The 20,078-nt window shown below is 41.2% G+C and carries 16 protein-coding genes; 6 read left to right on the top strand and 10 right to left on the bottom strand.

Annotated features, from left to right (window positions below; all coding sequences use genetic code 11):
• The first annotated feature begins 13 nt into the window (after positions 1-13).
• Positions 14-1,342: a DUF1552 domain-containing protein gene (locus tag PQO03_RS19320; RefSeq protein ID WP_274152697.1), complete on the top strand. Its 1,329-nt coding sequence runs from the start codon at positions 14-16 to the stop codon at positions 1,340-1,342.
• Here the strand turns inward: PQO03_RS19320 and PQO03_RS19315 are convergent.
• The 6 genes from PQO03_RS19315 to nrdA form a co-directional block, all read right to left on the bottom strand.
• Positions 1,326-2,744, bottom strand: a complete 1,419-nt coding sequence (locus tag PQO03_RS19315) for a beta/alpha barrel domain-containing protein (protein ID WP_274152696.1) — start codon at positions 2,742-2,744, stop codon at positions 1,326-1,328. The genes PQO03_RS19320 and PQO03_RS19315 overlap by 17 nt on opposite strands.
• Positions 2,745-2,967: 223 nt before the next feature.
• A complete protein-coding gene (locus PQO03_RS19310; RefSeq protein ID WP_274152694.1) occupies positions 2,968-3,546 on the bottom strand; it encodes an MjaI family restriction endonuclease in 579 nt (192 codons plus the stop codon).
• A 130-nt stretch (positions 3,547-3,676) separates the two neighbouring features.
• Positions 3,677-5,902 (bottom strand): multiheme c-type cytochrome, encoded by a 2,226-nt coding sequence (locus PQO03_RS19305; RefSeq protein ID WP_274152693.1) that lies wholly within the window; start codon positions 5,900-5,902, stop codon positions 3,677-3,679.
• A 96-nt stretch (positions 5,903-5,998) separates the two neighbouring features.
• Complete coding sequence (locus tag PQO03_RS19300; protein WP_274152691.1) at positions 5,999-6,292, bottom strand: 2Fe-2S iron-sulfur cluster-binding protein; 294 nt, start codon at positions 6,290-6,292, stop codon at positions 5,999-6,001.
• A gap of 2 nt (positions 6,293-6,294) precedes the next feature.
• Positions 6,295-7,425 (bottom strand): class Ia ribonucleoside-diphosphate reductase subunit beta, encoded by a 1,131-nt coding sequence (gene nrdB / locus PQO03_RS19295; RefSeq protein ID WP_274152690.1) that lies wholly within the window; start codon positions 7,423-7,425, stop codon positions 6,295-6,297.
• Between the two features lie 20 nt (positions 7,426-7,445).
• Positions 7,446-9,719 (bottom strand): class 1a ribonucleoside-diphosphate reductase subunit alpha, encoded by a 2,274-nt coding sequence (gene nrdA / locus PQO03_RS19290; RefSeq protein ID WP_274152688.1) that lies wholly within the window; start codon positions 9,717-9,719, stop codon positions 7,446-7,448.
• A gap of 531 nt (positions 9,720-10,250) precedes the next feature.
• Here nrdA and PQO03_RS19285 point away from each other — a divergent pair.
• The 3 genes from PQO03_RS19285 to cysN all read left to right on the top strand — a co-directional run bounded on the left by PQO03_RS19285 (position 10,251) and on the right by cysN (position 15,701).
• Positions 10,251-13,211, top strand: coding sequence for an insulinase family protein (locus tag PQO03_RS19285; protein WP_274152687.1), 2,961 nt, complete (start codon positions 10,251-10,253; stop codon positions 13,209-13,211).
• A gap of 145 nt (positions 13,212-13,356) precedes the next feature.
• Positions 13,357-14,271, top strand: a complete 915-nt coding sequence (cysD, locus tag PQO03_RS19280) for a sulfate adenylyltransferase subunit CysD (protein ID WP_274152686.1) — start codon at positions 13,357-13,359, stop codon at positions 14,269-14,271.
• Positions 14,271-15,701, top strand: coding sequence for a sulfate adenylyltransferase subunit CysN (gene cysN, locus PQO03_RS19275; RefSeq protein ID WP_274152685.1), 1,431 nt, complete (start codon positions 14,271-14,273; stop codon positions 15,699-15,701). The genes cysD and cysN overlap by 1 nt, the downstream gene beginning before the upstream one ends.
• Positions 15,702-15,927: 226 nt before the next feature.
• Here the strand turns inward: cysN and arsB are convergent, their stop codons facing one another.
• Positions 15,928-17,124, bottom strand: a complete 1,197-nt coding sequence (arsB, locus tag PQO03_RS19270) for an ACR3 family arsenite efflux transporter (protein WP_274152683.1) — start codon at positions 17,122-17,124, stop codon at positions 15,928-15,930.
• Between the two features lie 458 nt (positions 17,125-17,582).
• On the opposite strand from arsB, the gene PQO03_RS19265 reads away from it, so the two are divergent.
• Both PQO03_RS19265 and PQO03_RS19260 read left to right on the top strand, forming a co-directional pair.
• Positions 17,583-17,957, top strand: coding sequence for a diacylglycerol kinase (locus PQO03_RS19265; RefSeq protein WP_274152681.1), 375 nt, complete (start codon positions 17,583-17,585; stop codon positions 17,955-17,957).
• A gap of 59 nt (positions 17,958-18,016) precedes the next feature.
• Positions 18,017-18,589, top strand: a complete 573-nt coding sequence (locus PQO03_RS19260; protein WP_274152680.1) for a rhomboid family intramembrane serine protease — start codon at positions 18,017-18,019, stop codon at positions 18,587-18,589.
• An 88-nt stretch (positions 18,590-18,677) separates the two neighbouring features.
• Here the strand turns inward: PQO03_RS19260 and PQO03_RS19255 are convergent, their stop codons facing one another.
• From PQO03_RS19255 to PQO03_RS19245, 3 genes are read right to left on the bottom strand one after another with little or no spacing between them, the layout of a single operon-like run.
• On the bottom strand, positions 18,678-19,328 hold the full coding sequence (locus tag PQO03_RS19255) for a hypothetical protein (RefSeq protein WP_274152679.1): 651 nt from the start codon (positions 19,326-19,328) through the stop codon (positions 18,678-18,680).
• Between the two features lie 30 nt (positions 19,329-19,358).
• A complete protein-coding gene (locus PQO03_RS19250; protein ID WP_274152677.1) occupies positions 19,359-19,697 on the bottom strand; it encodes a type II toxin-antitoxin system RelE/ParE family toxin in 339 nt (112 codons plus the stop codon).
• Positions 19,694-19,969: a type II toxin-antitoxin system ParD family antitoxin gene (locus PQO03_RS19245; RefSeq protein ID WP_274152675.1), complete on the bottom strand. Its 276-nt coding sequence runs from the start codon at positions 19,967-19,969 to the stop codon at positions 19,694-19,696. Before PQO03_RS19245 ends, PQO03_RS19250 begins: the two co-directional genes overlap by 4 nt.
• Positions 19,970-20,078: the final 109 nt, after the last annotated feature.

Raw genomic sequence — 20,078 nt, 5'->3', positions numbered from 1 at the left:
GAAGAGGTGAATAATGAATACCTATGATCATTTTAGTAGGCGTCAATTGATTAAGGCTGGTGGAGTCGCAATGAGTTTTCCGTACTTGGAGAGTGTTGCTTCCGCAAAAGCTATCGAGTCAAAAAAGCGTGCCGTATTTATTTTTGCTCCCAATGGAGTCTGGGATCCCGATTGGAAAGTACAGGAAACAGGGGCTGATTTTCAGCTTCCGAGAAGTTTGGAAAGCCTAGCGGATCACAAAGGCCAACTTAATTTTTTCAGTAATTTAGGTCATGAAAAAGCTCGCGCAAACGGAGATGGAGCAGGGGATCACGCCCGCAGCAGTGGTACTTTTTTAACGGCACAGCAAATCCGTAAAACATCGGGCAAGAATATTCGCGCAGGGGTTTCATTTGATCAGGTTTTAGCGGCTAAAAAAAGAGGTCTGTGTGCTTTTGATTCACTAGAGTATTCGATGGAAGATGGTGGAATTGCAGGCCAATGTGATTCAGGTTACAGCTGTGCCTATGTCAATAACATATCATGGAAAAATGCTCAGCTACCGATGTCCCGCGAAAGTCGGGTGCGCGATGCATTTGAAAGATTGTTTGGTGATCCTGAAGCTCACTTAGGTAAAAAGCAGCAAGCGCAAGCGAGGATGCGCGAGTCGTCGGTATTAGATTTAGTACGAAGTGAGAGTAATGATCTAATGAAAAGGCTTTCAAAATCAGATCGTGAAAAGATCGTCGAATATCAAGACTCTTTACGTTCACTAGAAAAGCGTGTGCAAAATTTAGATAAAATCGAATTTGATAAAGATTTTAAAACTCCCGATTTTACGCGTCATCAAATAATGGATTATGAACGTAAAGTTAAATTGTTTTATGATGTAATGACTTTGGCTTTACAGACTAATAAAACCCAGGTTTGTTCCTTGATGTTAGGGCGTGGAGGCTCGAATTTACGCTTTGGTTCAATCGGTATTAAAGAAGGGCATCACACACTTTCCCACCATAAGAATGATGAAAACAAAATTGAGCAATTGAAGAAAATTGATCGCTTTCATATTGAGAATTTTTCGTACTTCCTATCTAGGCTTAAAGAAGTACAAGAAGGTTCGTCCAACTTGTTAGATAATTCCTTAGTTTTGTTTGGTTCATGTATCCGTGATGGCAACCGCCATGATCATCATGATCTACCTGTAATCTTAGCGGGCAATGCAGGCGGTAAAGTCAAAACAGGTGAATCACGAGTCTTTAATGAAAAAACACCTCTTGCCAATTTATTTTTGGGGATGTCCTCAGCGCTGGGGACAGCCATTCAAAAGTTTGGCGATTCAGATGGCCTTATTGATTTGAACTAAGAGGCTCATTTTCTGAGGAAAGTAATTCGATAATTTCTTTGGCTGAGTAGCTTAGTTTTGTTGCGTTTGTTAATTCATTTAAAAAAGAAAAATCTTCTCCGCCGGTTAAGAGTGGGGGCTCAATAAAGTCTTTACGCACTTGACCGAGACCTACGGTGGCAAAAAGAGAATTACATAAGCATTGTCGTCCTTCGGTTTCTTCTAGGGTGCCGCCTTTTGCGAGATAATTCTTTGTGGACTCAGCAGGGCAACGGTATTCAAGCTTACCTTTGTCGTCGACAGTGGCTTCCCGTAGATAGCCGAGGTCACAGACTCGTCTGCGTTCAGGTGCATGTTCTGCTTTCTTCCAAGTCTGCTTGATGATTTTAAAGGGATAGCCAGTAGGAGAAGCTTTGAAGTCAGTATAAATATTGAGACCTTTAGCTGCATTTTCTTTAATGACTTGTTCTTTGATTTCGGGCTTAATTCCCGATTCGTCGCAATAGGCAAAGGCTGAGCCCACTTGAATGCCATAAGCACCCAATTCTTGAGCTTGCTGCAAAGCATTGTGTTTGCCAAAATTACCCGCTAGCCAAAATGGATAATCGAGTTTCTTGAAACGTTCAAGGTCGACGGAATCTTTATCGCTGAAGGCATCATGGCTTTGTCCTTTTACTTTTCTAGGAGGAGCGTTATGGCCACCTGCAAAATGAGATTCAATAATAAAGCCTTCGATAGAACCAGTGGCGCGTTTAATCATTGTTTTAGCCACGATTTCACTACTGATAATCCCCAAAAATGCAGGGCGTGCCAGTCCAATTTTATATGAATACTGTTTCGGGTCAAAATCTAGGGAAAAATCTTGATCATTACTTTTTCCAGTTACGGGTACAGATAAGCGGCATGCCTCCCCTTTACTAAGTTGGTCTAGGATGCCAGGTATGGCGATGGGGATACCTGCGCCCATCAATACGGCATCAACCCCTGCAAGCATGGCTCCATAGAGTGAGGGAAGTAAAGGCATAGTGATTTTTTCTAGATAGTTAATACCAACCTGACCACCGCTTTGTTTAGCCATGTAAATTTCACAAAAATTAGCTACGATTAAGAGCTCAGTTAGCTCTGGCTTAAGTGGAATGGATGTGAGCGGAGCAAGACGATAGGGTTTGTCTGCGGCTTTGCCTTCGGCAATATAGTATTTCGCGATGATCTTTTGACTTAATGTTTCTATGGGGAAAGCCTCTAGTGCTTTTACTGTCTCTGTATGGCCGTCTTGTAAGCGACGAATCATAACATTTTCAATGGCAGTTCCTGAAACAACGCCTAGTTGTCCTGCTTGAGCTACAGACTGGGCAAGTTTCCAATCAGATACGGCAATGCCCATGCCACCTTGGATTATTTTTGGTAAGTTAATGTTTTTCATAAATTCCTCATGTTAATAAAATAAAATGAGGATAGCAATTTTGATTACATAGATGAGGTAATAGTGTATAACTTATTCTTGATAAGTTATTTGTGTATTAATCAAGGCTCGGTTTTAAGAGTCCGTTTATGGATACTTCGTTCATAAACGGATAGCAGGATAGAGAAAAACATGAATTTATCTCAAGGAGAAGTACATGGCTTTATAGTTTGTGATTAGGCGTTCAGCAAGCGATCTCATACATCAGTTCAATCTCATCTTCATGAAGCTCGTAGAAGATTGTACTCGCTTGAGTCATTTCTTCAAGAGAATCATCGTGAGCGGTATGGTAGTGCTTGATTATGACCGGCTGATTATTGATATAGCCATCGTAAGCCGAATCTTTGTTAGCCATTTTAAGTGCGCTGTGGTGTTCAAGAGCCAGTTTTTGTAGAATGGCATGTTTAGCTTCAGTTCCAATGAAAGAGTCAGTGATTAAGCGTTCGCGACAGTAATTAGAAATGTCTTCTTGTTTGAGTTGTGAGAGAGATGTAATCATACACTCAATCATCAGTGTCATTCGTTGAGTTTCACTTTCTAGAGAATCGTGCATTTGCTCTTTGTACCAAGCTTCCCAATCAGTTTCATGACCGAGTCCTTCTTCCGTTTTCAATTCTTTCATAACATGAGAGAGGTCAGGTTTGTGTGCGGGTAGAAGTCGAGCTCCAATATCAAGTAGATGAGAAAGCAGGTCTTCGCTATGGAAGTGACCTGAACTTGAGAGTATGGAAAACTCACTATTGCTTAAATGAAGATGATTCATGATAAACTCCTTTACTATTAATGAATAGTAAAAGGAGGAATTGGGCAATACCTGAGGAGAAATTTTACTTACTTTAGAAAGAAGCCAGAACTTCTGAATGCGAAGTTTGGCTCTTATGAGTCCTAATGATTTACTGAGGCGCTTGCTGCTGCTGTTGTTGACGGCGTTGTTCGCGCTCTTGTTGTTGCTTTCTTGCACCTTCAATACGTTGAATAAAGGCTTGTAGCTCGCCATAACCAGGATAGACCTGTAAACCACTACGATAGATTTTTAGGGCTTGATCGTGTTGTCCCATTTTTTCCATGCTTAAGCCCCAGTTACGAAAAACCTGTGGAGGACAGTTGGGCAGAGCTGCGGCTTTCGCAAAAGATTTTTGTGCTTCCATGTAGCGTTTTTCCTCAGCGAGAAGTTGGCCAAGCATGTATTGGAATTGTGCGAGTTGTGGATACTGAGAAACAATGATTCTTAGTTCCTTCTCTGCGAGATCATTTTTTCCTTGGCGAGAATAAAGTGTGGCCATTGAGCTACGAGCGGGATGGAAAAGAATGTCGACTTTTAAGGATGCTTGGTAGAGTTCAAGAGCCTTAGCGTGATTGCCTTTACGTTCTTCGAAAATACCAAAACGAAGGAGGCTGCCAGGTGAGTCAGCAGTACTTTCGGAGGCGAGTATAAATTCATCTTCGGCATTTTTTCGCTCAGATTGACTTGCGCTTGGGAAGTCTTGATCTGGAATTGCCGAAAGAATAAAGGCGACTTCTTGTCGAACACTACGAGCTTTATCTTTAAGTATAGGGACTAAGAGACGCAATTTTTCGGGATTAGAAAGAGGGTCGCAAATTTCAACAGCCGCATGGCGTACAAGTGAAGAAGCATCCTTTAATTGCTTTTCGATTGTCATGATGACCTCAGGTGAATAAGTCGCGGGTAATTCTGAAAGAATAGCGGCGCGTCCCATGACGGGTGTGAGTTCAGGCGTTTTGAGTAATTGAATGGCTTTTTCAACTGAGCCAGGTTCATTATTGCGTAAGCTTAGTAAGACTTCACTGAAATGTGCTTTTCTAGTAGGGCCATAATTTTTTTCGATAGCTTGAGCAGCCCATGTGAAGTTGCGATCGGTATGGCAGTCATTACAGGCATTAGAAGTACTGTAGCGGCGACTAAGGTCGGGGCGAGGGACACGGAAGGAGTGGTCGTGACGGAAGTCGACACCCATGTAGAAACGTCCCGGCATGTGGCAACTAATACATTTAGATCCTTCAGGATCAGTATGGAATGTGTGCTTCGGGGTATCGTATTGATCTGGAAGGTGACATTCAGTACAGGTTTTATTTCCAGGGAATTTAATTTTACCTGTATGTGGGTTGTGACAATCAGAGCAGCGCAAACCAAAGCGATGGTGACGACTCTGAGTGAAAGATCCATAGACAAATACTTCCGTTAAAATTTGACCATCAGCTTGGTATTGACCATTGCGGGCTAGGTTCATTGCATAAGAATCACCAATTGAGCCATGAGGATTAACTGCTTGGTCTAAGCGGCTACGAAGACCGTGGCATGGAGCACAGCGGTTGAGTTCTTCTTGTTGAGTTGCGCCGGATTTTTTAGTGAGTTTTATGAGGTCATCAACAATTGATGTATCGCCTTTATAGTGATTTACATGATTTTTCCCAGGGCCATGACAGGCTTCACAAGAAACGTTGCCTTCGGAATAATTGGTATTGAAGGAATTGCTTGCTCTATCGTAATTAATTTGAGTGTTGGTTGTGTGGCAATCGGCACACTGTGAATTCCATGTCATGCCTTGGCCTGTCCAGTGTAACCAGTCTCCTGCAGGAGGATTTTCGTCTTTGTAGAGGTGGTACCATTCTTTTTTCGTGGTGTTCCAAGCAGTGTGTAGGCATTGGATTCTATTGCCAGGCAGTTTTACCATATATTGCTGTAAAGGTTCATAGCCTAAGACGTATTCAACTTTATAGCTCGTCATTTCACCTTTTTCACTATCGGCTTCTACCATGAAATCGCCATTTTTGGCGCGATAAAAACGGTGAGTGACACCATTGATTTCAAGACTTTGATTATCGAAATTCCCTAAGACTGATTTCTCGGTGGCGGGGGCCATGGCATTCTTATGGTCGGAACCAAGCCATTCTTCATGTTCTGTCTTGTGGCATTCTGCGCAGGCTTGATGGCCGACAAAGTTAGCATGAGGGTCATTGGGGTTTGCCGCTATTTCAGAATTTTGAGTGCCTACTGTGTTCAGTTTGGCAGAAGAAGGGCCTTTCGTGCTTTGGTTATCGCATGATAAAAAAAGAAAGAAAATGATAGAAAGTGTCAATGAAGTGAAAAACTTGCTCACGTAATAGATCCTAATTAGGTTTTTCATAAAAAAAGAGAAGGCTCCAAGAGAGGAGCCTTCTGCAAAATAAGTGTAAGTTGGGACTAATTCAATCGCTTAAATGTTGAGTGCATAAGCAGATTGGAAGATATTTACTTTTTCTTTGAAGGAAAGTTCAACATCGCCAATAGCTTTTGCACAACAAGTGAGGATCTCGTCCTTGGCAAGTTTGTACATGCTAGATTCGGTATTCTCGACATCACCTTTGATTACAGTGGCTTTGCAGGCGCCGCAAAAGCCTGAGCGGCAGCTGTAATTCACGTCGAGGTCTTGAGCTTCGAGTTCTTCAAGGAGACTAGTTTTTCCTTGTGCTTCGAAGCACAAATTATCTTCTATGTAAATTTTTGCCATACTTAGAAATCGAAATCGTCGAAGGCATCTTCTGAGACTTCGTTATCAATTTGCCCGACGAGATATGAACTCAATTCAACTTCTTGAGGAGCCACTTGAACGGCGTCGGATGAGAGCCAGCTATTCATCCATGGAAGTGGATTTTGAGTCGTAGGGAAGACATTTTTATATCCAGAGGCTTTGAGGCGAACATTAGTGATATACTCGACATAGTCACCGAGGATATCAGCGTTTAGTCCGATCATAGAGCCATCTCGGAAGAGGTATTTCGCCCATTCTTTTTCTTGCTCAGCGGCAGAAGAGAAAATCTGATAGACTTGGCCTTCACATTCAGCGGCAATTTCAGCCATCTCAGGGTCATCTTTTCCATCGCGGAAAATTTGAATCATCTGTTGAGTACCAGTGAGGTGAAGTGCTTCGTCGCGGGCAATGAGCTTTATGATCTTTGCATTGCCTTCCATTACCGCACGTTCAGCAAAAGCAAAACTGCAGGCAAAGCTGACATAGAAACGTATGGCTTCGAGAACATTGACGGAAACAACAGTTAAAAATAAGCGGCGTTTTAGTTCACGCATACTGACGACTACAGGGACGTCATTTATCATGTGTGTGCCTTCGCCAAGAAGGTTGTAATAACCCTGTAATTCAATGAAGCTATCATAGTAATGCGAGACCGAAGATGCACGCTGGATGATATTCTCATTATTGACGATATCATCAAATATTTCTGATGGATCATTTACAATATTGCGAATAATATGAGTGTAACTACGCGAGTGAATTGTCTCGGAAAAAGCCCAGGTTTCTACCCAAGTTTCGAGCTCCGGGATAGATATGACAGGTAGGAAAGCCACGTTGGGTGAACGTCCTTGGATACTATCGAGAAGCGTTTGATACTTAAGATTTGAGAGAAAAATATGCTTTTCATGGGGAGGGAGCTTTTTGAAATCCGAGCGATCACGACTGAGATCGACTTCTTCAGGTCTCCAGAAAAAAGAGAGTTGTTTTTCGATGAGTTGCTCGAAAACAGGATGTTTTTGTTGATCATAACGTGAGACATTCACGTTATTGCCAAAGAACATGGGTTCTTTGAGGGGGTCATTTGCGACCGGATTGAAAATTGAATACTTCATTATTTATCCTATTGAACTCTTTAAATTTTGCATGCGCCGCCAGCACAGTCGTCGTCTTCTTCTTCTTCTTGATTATCGCCAGCACCGTCGCGGGTATTGTGATAATACAAAGTTTTGACGCCATATTTGTAGGCAGTGAGGATATCCGTAAGAAGTGTTTTCATAGGAACCATGCCACCGTCAAATTTGGAGGGGTCGTAGTTTGTATTGGCAGAAATTGTTTGGTCGATGAACTTTTGCATAATGGCAACTAACTGGAGGTAACCAGTGTTGTTGGGCATCTGCCAAAGGAGTTCATAGTAAGATTTATACTTGTCGATTTCAGGAACGACTTGCTTGAGAATGCCATCTTTACTTTGCTTAACAGTAATGAGGCCACGAGGTGGTTCAATGCCATTAGTTGCATTAGAGATTTGGCTAGAAGTCTCAGAAGGCATGAGTGCAGATAGCGTACTATTACGCATGCCATGTTCTTTGACGTCTGCAGCGAGTTTGTCCCAGTCGAGTTGGAGCTCTTCATTACAAAAGCTATCAACAGTCTTTTTGTAAGTGTCTGTGGGCATGATTCCTTGTGAGTAAGTTGTTTCATTAAACTTAGGACATGGGCCAAGTTCTTGAGCCAATTTACAGGAAGCTTTGATAAGGTTGTATTGAAGTGACTCAAATGTTTTGTGCACGAGGCTATTTGCACTGCCATTGGAGTAAAACACACCATTTTTAGCGAGGTAATAAGCAAAGTTAATGACCCCAATGCCGAGTGTGCGGCGGTTAATAGATGAGTTGCGAGCTGCTTCGACAGGGTAATCTTGATAGTCAAGAAGACTGTCTAAAGCTCTGACGGCTAGTTCTGTTAGCTCTTCCATTTCGTCTAAGCTATCCAAGGCGCCAAGGTTGATCGCTGAAAGTGTACAGAGTGCGATTTCGCCATTGGGGTCATTGATACTTTCTAGAGGCTTGGTGGGTAAAGCGATTTCTAGACAAAGGTTACTTTGTCTAATAGGAGCTTTGTCGGCTTGGAAAGGACTGTGAGTATTGCAGTGATCAACATTTTGCAGATAAATACGTCCTGTACTCGCACGCTCTGATGCAAAGAGTGAGAAAAGCTCAATCGCTTTCATTGTTTCTTTTTGAATCGTAGGATCGTTTTCGTATTTAACGTAGAGCTCTTCGAATTTATCTTGATCCTCGAAGAACGCATCGTAGAGGCCAGGGACATCGCCAGGACTGAAGAGGGTGATATCGCCTTTTTTGACTAAGCGCTCATACATGAGTTTGTTGAATTGAACACCATAATCAAGGTGGCGGACACGGTTTTCTTCAACGCCACGGTTGTTTTTGAGGACTAAGAGTGACTCAACTTCACGGTGCCAAAGAGGGTAGAACACAGTTGCAGCGCCACCACGAACACCGCCTTGAGAACAGCTTTTGACGGCCGTTTGAAAGTGTTTGTAAAAGGGGATGCAGCCAGTGTGAAAGGCTTCGCCATTACGAATGGGACTGCCAAGAGCACGGATGCGACCAGCATTGAGGCCGATTCCTGCGCGCTGACTTACATATTTGACGACAGCACTAGCCGAGGCATTGATGGAGTCAAGTGAGTCACCACATTCGATTAATACACATGAGCTAAATTGACGAGTCGGCGTACGTACCCCCGCCATGATAGGCGTAGGGAGGGAGAGCTTGAAGCTTGAGGCGGCATCATAGAAACGGACGATGTAATCCATGCGTGTTTCTTTTGGATACTTGGAGAAGAGGCAGGCGCCAACTAGCATGTAGAGAAATTGCGGGCTTTCGTAGATCTCGCCAGTAACACGATTCTGAACGAGGTATTTGCCTTCGAGTTGTTTAACTGCGGCGTAGGAGAAGTTGAGGTCGCGCCAGTGATCAAGCGAGTTTTCCATTTCGTTGAATTCGTCTTCGGTGTAGTCTTCGAGTAAATGTTTATCGTACTTACCTGATTCAACTAATTTAGTGACGTGATCAAAAAGTGGGGGAGGATCAAATTGGCCGTATGCTTTTTTGCGTAAGTGAAAAATGGCTAGGCGAGCAGATAGGTATTGGTAATCGGGGCTCTCTTCGGAAATCAAATCTGCCGCGGATTTGATCATAGTCTCATGGATGTCTTCAGTTGTAACACCATCGTAGAATTGGACATGTGATCGTAACTCTACTAGAGAGACACTTACATTGTTTAGATCTTTTGCGGCCCAATCGATAACTCGATGGATTTTTTCAAGATCGATTGGCTCGCGAGTGCCATCTCTCTTTGTGACTTGGATGTTTGAAGTCATAGTTCCTGTGCTCTCTTCTTTTTATGGCTATTAAAAATAAGCCTGTTTCTTTTTAAGTGCTTGATTTCGTGTTGCATGGGTGACTTTTAGCAAGAAAAAAGTCTTCATAGTCAGCCTAACTGACAACGGATTTTCGCGATGAAAAGTTATGAAGAGTTTTGACAGCTCTGGTCATCCCGTATTAAGCTTATCATGCTCTGAAAAATGGTCAATAGTCAAATATTAGGAAAATCAAAAAAAAACAAATTTTTAACAAAACCACTATATCTAGTGTCAGTACCGAAAATAGACACTGTATCTAGTGTGAGGTAGTAAAGTGCCTTTTGAGTCTACAGGAACTGGCAAAAAGCTTAAAAAAAGCGGATAAAGTTATCAATTCGGCCCTTTTAAGGCTTGCACAAACGGAGGTTTGAGGTATCGGCCCTTTTTTTTCTTATCTAGTATTATCAAAAATTAGGACTAAGTTTTTGAGAATTAAGTCGAAAGATCGAGAGATTGTAGATAAATAACTAATAAATATAAGCATATTTTATGTCGATTAATAGCCAGTTTTACCACGAAAAGAGTTGCACATACATAAATGAAATTGCTAGTGAAGCTAAGATATATGAGCACCCGAAAAGTGGTGCAAAGGTACTCTTTCTAAAGAATGATGATGATAATAAAGCCTTTTGTATAGGTTTTCGTACGGCTCCGAGCAGTGATAACGGAGTCGCACATATAATGGAACACTCTGTATTGTGCGGTTCTCGCAAATATCCTGTTAAGGAACCTTTTGTCGAATTGATGAAAGGCAGCTTAAACACTTTTCTAAATGCGATGACTTATCCCGATAAGACAGTTTATCCGATAGCGAGTTGCAACGAAGAAGACTTCCATAATTTAATGGATGTCTATCTTGATAGTGTCTTTTTTCCTAAATTGGATAAAGGGGCATTTTTACAGGAAGGTTGGCATTATGAATGTGATGAATCAGGCAAGCCTTATTATAAAGGCGTGGTTTACAATGAAATGAAGGGTGTGTACTCGTCGCCAGAAAGTATTTTGTTCCAAGATTTAGATACCCACTTATGTCCTGATACGGCTTACCGTTTTGATTCAGGTGGAAAGCCCTCTGCTATTCCGTCTTTAAGTTATGAAGAGTACTGCGACTTTCACAAAGAAAAATATCACCCCAGTAATTCATGGACAGTGATCTACGGCGACGTAGACGAAGAGCGTTGCTTAACACAGCTACATAATGATTACTTCAATCATTATGAAAAGAAAGCCGCGAGCAAGGAAGATCAGCTCTATCAAGAATTTTTTAGCGAAGAGCGCAAAGGCAAACTGACTTATGCCTCAGGATCTTTAAAAGAAGGAGCTGAGCAAACTTTTTTGGCAATGGCTTATTTATTGTGTCCGAGTGGTGAACTCGATGAGCTCATGGGCTTACAAGTTTTAGAGCATGTCTTGACGGGTACCTCAGCATCGCCTTTGCGTAAAGCACTCAATAGTTCTGGTCTTGGTGGTGACGTGATTGGTTACGGCATTAGTGATCAAAGTTTACAGTTGACTTGGACCGTTGGGATTCGCGATAGTTTAGAATCGCGTCGGGATGATTTTATCAAAGTTGTGGACGATGTATTTGCGAACCTGGCAACAAATGGCATTCAACAAGATTTGATTGATGCGGCGATTAATTCTATTGAGTTCCGTTTGCGGGAAGCTAATTATGGTTCGACTCCCAAAGGTGTAGTTTATGCGCTCAATGCGATTTCATCTTGGAATTATGGAGATGATCCTCTGGAGCGTTTTTACTATGAAAAGCAATTGAAGCAATTGCGTGAATCATTAGCTAAAGGTCCGTATTTAGAAGATTTGATTAAAAAGTATTTCATTGAAAATTCTCATCGTGTGACTTTAGTCTGTGAACCTGAAGAAGGTTTGGGAGAAAAAGAAGCTGCAGAAGAGCAAGAGCGTCTAAATAAGTCATGGTCAGATTTTAGTGAGGCGGAAAAGAAAGCTGTCAATGAAGAGGCAAGTACGCTTTTAAAAGCACAGGCAGAAGCTGATTCAGTAGAAGACTTAGCGACAATTCCGCAGTTATCGCGAAAAGATCTGCGTCGAGAAATCAATACAATACCTTTTTCTGTTGAAAAAACCTCAGGTGTTGAGTATTTGCGAAGTGCGCAAAACTCTGGCGGGATCCAGTATGTAAAATGGGCCTTTGATTTAAATGATTTCTCTGTAGAAGAATTGCCCATGGCAAAACTTTTTGCCTTGTCTTGCTTGAGTTGTGGAACAGCAAAGAAAAGCTTTGAAGAATTAACGACTGAACTGGCAACTTGTGCTGGTGGCGTGGGTGCTTATTTTAGTTTGCCTAGCACTCTAGAGAGTGAGCATAAGCGAAGCATGTTCATTAGTGCGAAAGTAATGCAGGCCCGCGAGAATGAATTTCTAGCTTTACTGAAAGAGATTGTTGAAGATTTAGACTTCTCCGATTCAGTGCGTCTCAAGGAATTGTTGACTCAGCAGATATCGAAAGTTCAATCCTCCTTTATTAGAGGCGGAGAATGGATTTCGCGTCTCATTCTTAATAGCGGTATTAATGAAGCTGATTACTTAGATGAAAAAGTCAGTGGACCGAGTTTTTTAAAGTTTTTGCAAGCTTGCTTAAAGCGCGTTGAAAGCGGTGAACTTGGTAAAGAACTCTTAGCCTTGAAAGCACGTGTTTTTAATCGTAATAATTTACTCGTGAGCCTGACAGGAGAGGAAGATACCCTCGACACAGGTATTGAAAACTTAAAAGCTTTTACAGAAGTCCTTTCAGATACGCCTAAAAAGTTAGTTACACCCAAGATCACTTTAACAAAGACTAATGTAGGCCTCGCCACTGAGGGTCAAGTTCAGTATGTGAGTGTGGGCGTGAACTTAAAAGAATATGGCGTAGAAGATGATCCACGCTTTGTGCTCTTAAGTCAATTACTTTCCACTGGCTACCTTTGGGAAAAAGTCCGTGTACAAGGGGGCGCGTATGGTTGTTTCCTCAGTTATGAGAAATTCGATGGCGTACTAAACGTTTGCTCATATAGGGATCCCAATTTAGAAGAGACTTTAGACGTTTATAAAGGCATAGCCGACTTCATTCGTGAACTCGATTTAAGCGAAGAAGAATTTGATAAGATCTTCATTGGTACTTTTGGACGCATAGATTCTCCGATGACCGTATCGCAAAAAGCGGGGGTCTTGTTGAGTCGCTATATTGCCGGGATAGATGATGAGTTTTTGCAAAGTCGACGAGATATCCTCCTTGATTGTACTTTAGAAGATATTAAAACCCTGGCACCTTGGTTCGATAAATTAAATGTGGAGGGGCAAGTCTGTGTTCATGGGGGCCATAGTCGAGTTGAGAAAGCAAGTGAGCTTTTTGATAAGATTGATTACCTCGCGGGAGCAGGAGGGGACGAAGATGATGAAGATGACGACGAAGATTTTTACACAAGTCATTGATTTTAACTCCTTTGAAGGCCTAGGTTAGCCATCTTAGGATGGCAAAATTATAAGGTCTTTTTAACTGTCCTAGCTTGGAATTTTGTTGGATCGGTCAATAGTTGGGCTGATTTAATTTATAAAGCTAAAATAATAGGAATTTCACATGTCACTTCCTGAGCATCGTGTTACACACCTGAAGGCGCTAGAAGCGGAAAGTATTCACATTTTCCGTGAAGTTGCAGCTGAATTCGATAATCCTGTCATGCTCTACTCAGTAGGCAAGGATTCTTCAGTTCTGCTTCACTTGGCACTCAAAGCCTTTTTTCCCGCAAAACTTCCCTTTAAACTTCTCCACGTTGATACCAACTGGAAGTTTAAAGAAATGATTCAATTTCGTGATGAATTCATCAAGAAGAAAGATCTTGACCTCATCGTATACAAGAACCCTGAGGGTCTTGAAATGAATATCAACCCCTTTGTTCACGGTAGTGCAGTTCACACTGATATCATGAAAACTCAGGGTTTGAAAAAAGCTTTAGATATTTACGGTTTTGATGCCGCTTTTGGTGGTGCTCGTCGCGACGAAGAAAAGTCTCGTGCAAAAGAACGCATATTCTCTTTTCGTGATCGTAATCACCGTTGGGACCCAAAAAATCAGCGTCCTGAACTTTGGAACCTCTATAACCCGCGCGTTCGCAAAGGCGAGAGTATCCGTGTCTTCCCAATGTCCAACTGGACAGAGTTAGATATCTGGCAATACATCTATCTCGAAAATATCGAGATTGTCCCACTTTATTATTCTAAGCCACGTCCAGTAGTCGTTCGCGACGGTGTAAAAATCCTTATTGATGATGACCGTCTTGAATTGGCAGAAGGTGAGCAAGCTACTATGGAGAGCGTACGCTTTAGGACTTTAGGTTGCTACCCACTTACGGGTGCAGTTGAATCCGAAGCAGCAACGCTTCCGGAAATTATTCAGGAAATGCTTCTCACTAAGACTTCTGAGAGGCAGGGCCGTGTCATCGATAGCGATTCATCTGGTTCCATGGAAAAGAAAAAAATCGAAGGGTATTTCTAATGTCACATAGTTCAGATCTTATTGCAGAAGATATTCACGCTTATCTTAAAGAGCACGAAAACAAAGAGCTTCTCCGTTTTTTGACTTGTGGTAGCGTAGATGATGGGAAATCAACTCTCATTGGTCGTTTATTGTATGATTCAAAAATGATTTATGAGGATCAGTTAGCTGCGATTCAGAAAGATTCCAGTAAGTATAACACGACCAATGAAGACTTTGACTTAGCACTCCTTACAGACGGCTTACAAGCTGAGCGTGAGCAGGGGATTACAATTGATGTAGCCTATCGCTATTTCTCTACAAATAATCGCAAGTTTATCATTGGTGATACTCCTGGTCACGAGCAATACACTCGCAATATGGCTACAGGTGCTTCTACTTGTGATTTAGCCATTATTCTGATTGATGCTCGTCATGGTATTCAAACTCAGACTAGACGTCATAGTTACATCGTTTCACTACTTGGCATTAAGCATGTTGTGATTGCGGTAAACAAGATGGATATCGAGATTGATGGTGAAGTTTTCAACGAAGATGTTTATAACAAAATCGTTTCCGACTACACAAGCATTGCCGCTGAGCTTGGTATCAAAGATCCCATTTATGTTCCTATGTCCGCTCTCAAAGGTGATAACGTAGTGAACAAGAGTACACAGACACCATGGTACAAGGGTCAATCATTGATGGAAGTCCTTGAGACAGTTAAAATTTCTGAAGATAAGAATTTTGAAAACTTCCGCTTCCCAGTGCAGTATGTGAATCGTCCCAACTTAAACTTCCGTGGTTTCTGCGGAACAATTTCCTCAGGCGAAATTAAGCCAGGTGATGAGATTGTTTCACTTCCTTCGGGCATGACAAGCAAAGTCAAAAGCATTGTCACTTATGATGGTGAACTCGAATGCGGTTTTGCGGGTCAAGCAGTAACACTCACAACTGAAGACGAAATTGACATCAGTCGTGGAAATATGCTCGTGAAAAAAGATGATCAGCCTGAAGTGACAAATGCTTTTACTGCCGATCTTGTTTGGATGGCAGAAAAAGCTCTTGAGCCTGGTCGTGAGTACTACTTCAAAGTGGGTACAAAGACTGTCTCTGGTACCATTAGTCACATTGAGTATCGTACTGATGTGAATACTTGGGAAAAGCAGTCAGTTGATTCATTACAGTTAAACGAAATTGCTCGCTGTGTTGTTAATCTCAGTGAAAAAATGGCTGTTGACGAATATAAAACTTGCCGTGCAACGGGGGCTTTCATTATTATTGATCGCCTCAGTAACACAACTATGGCAGCTGGCATGATTGCCTCTGTACTCAGTTCTTCTGAAGCAGAGATCAGACGTGAATTTAGCGAAGATGAATTAACACTTAATGCTTACGTACGTGAACAATACCCTCACTGGGAATGTATTGACATAAGTAAACTTAAGTAAGTTTAACTTCCAGTCTTTAAAAATGCACCCACTTCGGCGGGTGCTTTTTTTGTTTCCGAGTTTAGTCTAAAAAGACGGAGACGCTTATCTTTTATAGAGTTTAATTCCGTACCCTCCTATGCGGGTACAAATAAGCATGTGTATTTGTGAATCGATTTATGGGCGGTAAAATTTGATAACTTCATTGCGATATGGCGGCGGATAATAAAACATTAAGATGGAAGGATTATGAGTCTTTATTTTTCCCATACTTAAACCATCCTTGACTTGAGCGACAGACTTTGACTAGCATCAGCATGAGCGGCACCTCAATCAGAACGCCAACTACTGTGGCTAGTGCGGCACCGGAAGCAAGTCCAAAGAGCATGGCCGCGGTGGCAATTGCGACTTCAAAATGATTCGAGGCACCAATCATCGCCACGGGTGCAGCATCTTCATACTTGAGCTTAAAGAATTTAGCCAAGATATATCCAAACGTAAAGATAAGCACAGTGTGTAAAAAAAGTGGAATAGAAATCCATAGAATAGTTAAGGGATTGGCAAGTATGGTTTCGCCTTTGAAGCTGAACAATAGAACCAGTGTTAAGAGCAAGGCTGAAATTGTAATCGGAGTCAGTCTGTGTAGGAACTTCTCATTAAACCAATCAATACCCTTCTTGGCGATAATCCACTTTCTTGAAAAGTAGCCCGCGATGAGTGGTAAGGCTACATAAATTGTCACTGACAGAAACAGTGCCTGCCAGGGAATAGGAAGCTTACCAAGTCCTAGTAAAAAACTACTTAGAAAGCCATATAGAAGCAGCATAGCTAAAGAGTTGATCGCTACCATCACTAAGGTTAATCCATTATTAGCCTTTGCCAGATAGCCCCACACTAGTACCATGGCAGTACAGGGAGCAATCCCCAGTAAAACACAGCCAGCAAAATAACTGCGCCACAGGGGGATCTCAAGCATTTTAATGCCTTCTTGAAGAACGACAGTTCCCGCGCCATGTTGAGCACCTACGGATAGATTAAGACCGAAAGGCATCTTCACTATATCCATAGCCTCGGCACCAATCATTCCTTTTAGTAAAAAACCGAGAAATAGCCAAGATATGGCGTACATGGTGAATGGTGCGATACACCAGTTGATGAATAGCGTAAGGAAAACTGGTTTGCCACTTTTTCCTGCTTTTACCACACTAGAAAAATCGATTTTTACCATGATAGGATACATCATAAAGAAGAGGCATATCGCAATAGGGATAGAAACTACAGGTGCACCATTAACATTGATGGATAATGAATCGAGCGTTTTTGCCAGATTTGGAGCCAGCTTACCAATGATGATGCCAAGGACAATACAAAGAACAATCCATAAACTTAGATAGCGTTCAAAAAGGCTAGTCATTTTAGGTTCACAAGGTATATCGCTAGTCATAAAGAGATCCTTTTTTAAGCCTGCTTTAACATTTTTAATGAAATTACGAATTTGATCATGTGACAAAGTACTTGACCTAAGCAATAAAAAGAAGAAGCTAACTTTACTGTGGTGAAAATAAATGAAGATTTGTTACCTTTGTAAAGGTCAGAATTCACCTCTCTGGAGCCCTAGGATCCTAGAGTAAATTCATCAAATTAAATAAGACATGGCTATTAAAATGGAGAGTCAGCATGACTTTAAATAAGCTAGTACTTCTAGCACCAGAGGATAAACACTACTCATGGTGAATTGTAGTTAGTTAACTAAACTAAGAGCTACTTGTTCTTCGAACAAGTAGTGGATTCTTCATCAAATGAAGGAGTAAATAAAGTAAAACCTTATAGTTTAGCTATCTATAAAATATTTGTGAATGGGCACTTAGTGTTTGCAGAACTTAAATAACTACAAGGTCTTTTATGCATCATAATAAACCTCCTAATAAAGGTTTTCTTCGTTTTACCCACACTATTCGTTACTCTATTGATGGCCTTAAAGATGCCTGGAAATATGAAGAATCCTTTCGTCAAGAAGCCATCGGCTTTCTAGTTCTAAGTCCTTTCGCCTTTTTTTTAGGCAATACTCTTATCGATTATGTACTACTCTTGGGTAGCCTATGGTTCTTGCTTATCGTTGAATTATTAAACTCAGCAATTGAAGCGGCTATTGATCGTATTGGTCCCGAGTTACATCCACTCTCTAAGCGAGCCAAAGATATCGGCTCTGCAGCCGTAATGCTTACGATTTTAATGGCCTGTGCTATATGGATTTCGTATTTAATTAACTGGCTTTAATACATTAGCCACAATATGAAATTTACTGTCCAGTGAATGATACTAGCAAGGAGTGAGTAATGGCGAAAATGAAGTTTTGGGAAAGGTTTAAAATATCTTTTCGTTGGGTAGCCTCACTCCTGGTTTTTATGGGCCTATTAGAGTTTGTGAATCACATGACTCATTATGCCTTGAGTGTCAATGGTGGGATTATCCCCCGTGAGCCTTCACGACTGTGGGCAATATTTAGCGCACCCTTTTTACATTTCTCTCCAGAACATTATTTACTCAATAGTATTTCATTCGCCATATTGGGTGGCTTGGTAGTCTTAGAAGATCGCCGTATTTTTGTTAAGCTAACGCTCTTTAGCTGTTTTTTTGCGGGACTCGCAGTGTGGTGTGTGGGGCGACCCGCTTCAGTTCATGCGGGTTCGAGTCTATTGATCTTTGCTTATTTTGGCTTTGTCGTCGCTTCGGGATGGTTTGCTAAAAATTGGAAAGCCTTTTTTCTGGCAATTTTGATTGGCTTACTCTATGGAGGCATGGTCTTTCAAGTCTTGCCCACCGAGGGCTTTATCTCATGGGAGAGTCATTTATTTGGAATGATCGCAGGGGTTTTATTTGCCAAGATATTAGGGAAACGTCAACGTTAGTTTTAGCAGCTATGTATTTTGCTTTTAAATCAGCTTCTCGTAGAAGGCCTGTCCTCTATTTTCTATTCTTTGATGGCTTTGTTAAATTTTATCCACGCAGATCAATGCTAGACTGAACGGAAAGAGAGCCCTTGATAGTATGTGTTTCATAGGTACAAAACTTAATTTCTCCGATTTCCAGGCTATCAAATTTTTGTACGCAGCTTTCCTCGCCCGTCATTAGAGTACTATCTATGGATGTAATAGAAGAATAGTACCCCAAGGTAATATGCGGGTCGAAATCACTTGAATCATCACCAAGTGAAATCAAATGAAGTTGCTCTCTAATCTTCGATAAATAGTTCTTCGATGAAGAAACACGAACAATTGGAGAGTGAATATAAGAAGAGACAGCCTTCCAAGACAAACCGATTTTACTTAGCTTCAGCATCCGTAACAATTTTATCTGACGATTAGCAACACGCCAATTCTCATCGTTCATCAAGCCAACAGTTGCAATGGTGACATGCGGAAAGCGCTGATAGCCATCTTGAAGAAATGGCTTGAACGAGGATTTTACACAATTTAAGCGATCAATCCAAGAACTATCCTCAATTTGAACACACCAAAAGCCGTAAAGAGCAATTCCACCATGCCACTCACGATAATCTCGATCCACTAATACATCTGTTCTTATTGATGGCATTTTAAATTTAACGACCGAGATTTGAGCGAAGCGAAACTTTTCACTGTAGCCCATGCTTAACATTGTTTTTAGGAGATAAATCTACTATTCGAAATTAGTAGGTAACTGTCTTTCAATATCAACAGTTTCATGAAGAATACGGCCTAATTCTATTTGCTGTTCATTTTCGTTGATACGGTAAAGTAAAAAATGAGAAGCCCTGGATTTAGGGTTACTGATATGATAAGTTCTAGCATCTGCAGCCAATTCATGGCGTGAACGAGAAGCTACATGTAAAGGGGTTTCAGTAATGAGAGCTATGGTTTCTTTAATTAAATCACGGTAAATCCAGTATTGACGTTCGCCAAAACTGTCAAATGTATATTGTAATACATCTAGTAAATCGACTTCAGCTTGTTTTGAAAGAACAAGTGTGTAACTCATCCATGTTTCTCATTGATCGATAGACATACAATACTATCAGCAATATCATCGAATGAACGAGAAGAAAATTCACCCTTATCCATAGCCTTAAAGGATGCTTGAGTTATATTTTGTAAATTTTTCAACTTTAGTTGTTGTTCGTTTTCTCTATCTTCTAGTAAGCGTAAACCCGCACGAACTACTTCGCTTGCATTTTGGTAACGACCTGTGGTTACCGAACTTGCTACGAATTGGTCGTAGTGTTCAGTAAGGCTGATATTTCGTGTAGACATAGTTAATACCTATTATTTTTAATTGCTTTAATATATTGTCAATAATTGCCAATTACTAATTATTCTCATAAAGTTCAATAGGTAAATCTATATACGTAGTTCATTGTGT

It is taken from the genome of Lentisphaera profundi, assembly GCF_028728065.1.
GTDB classification, from domain to species: Bacteria; Verrucomicrobiota; Lentisphaeria; order Lentisphaerales; family Lentisphaeraceae; genus Lentisphaera; species Lentisphaera profundi.
This window is presented reverse-complemented; position numbering and strand designations above follow the sequence as displayed.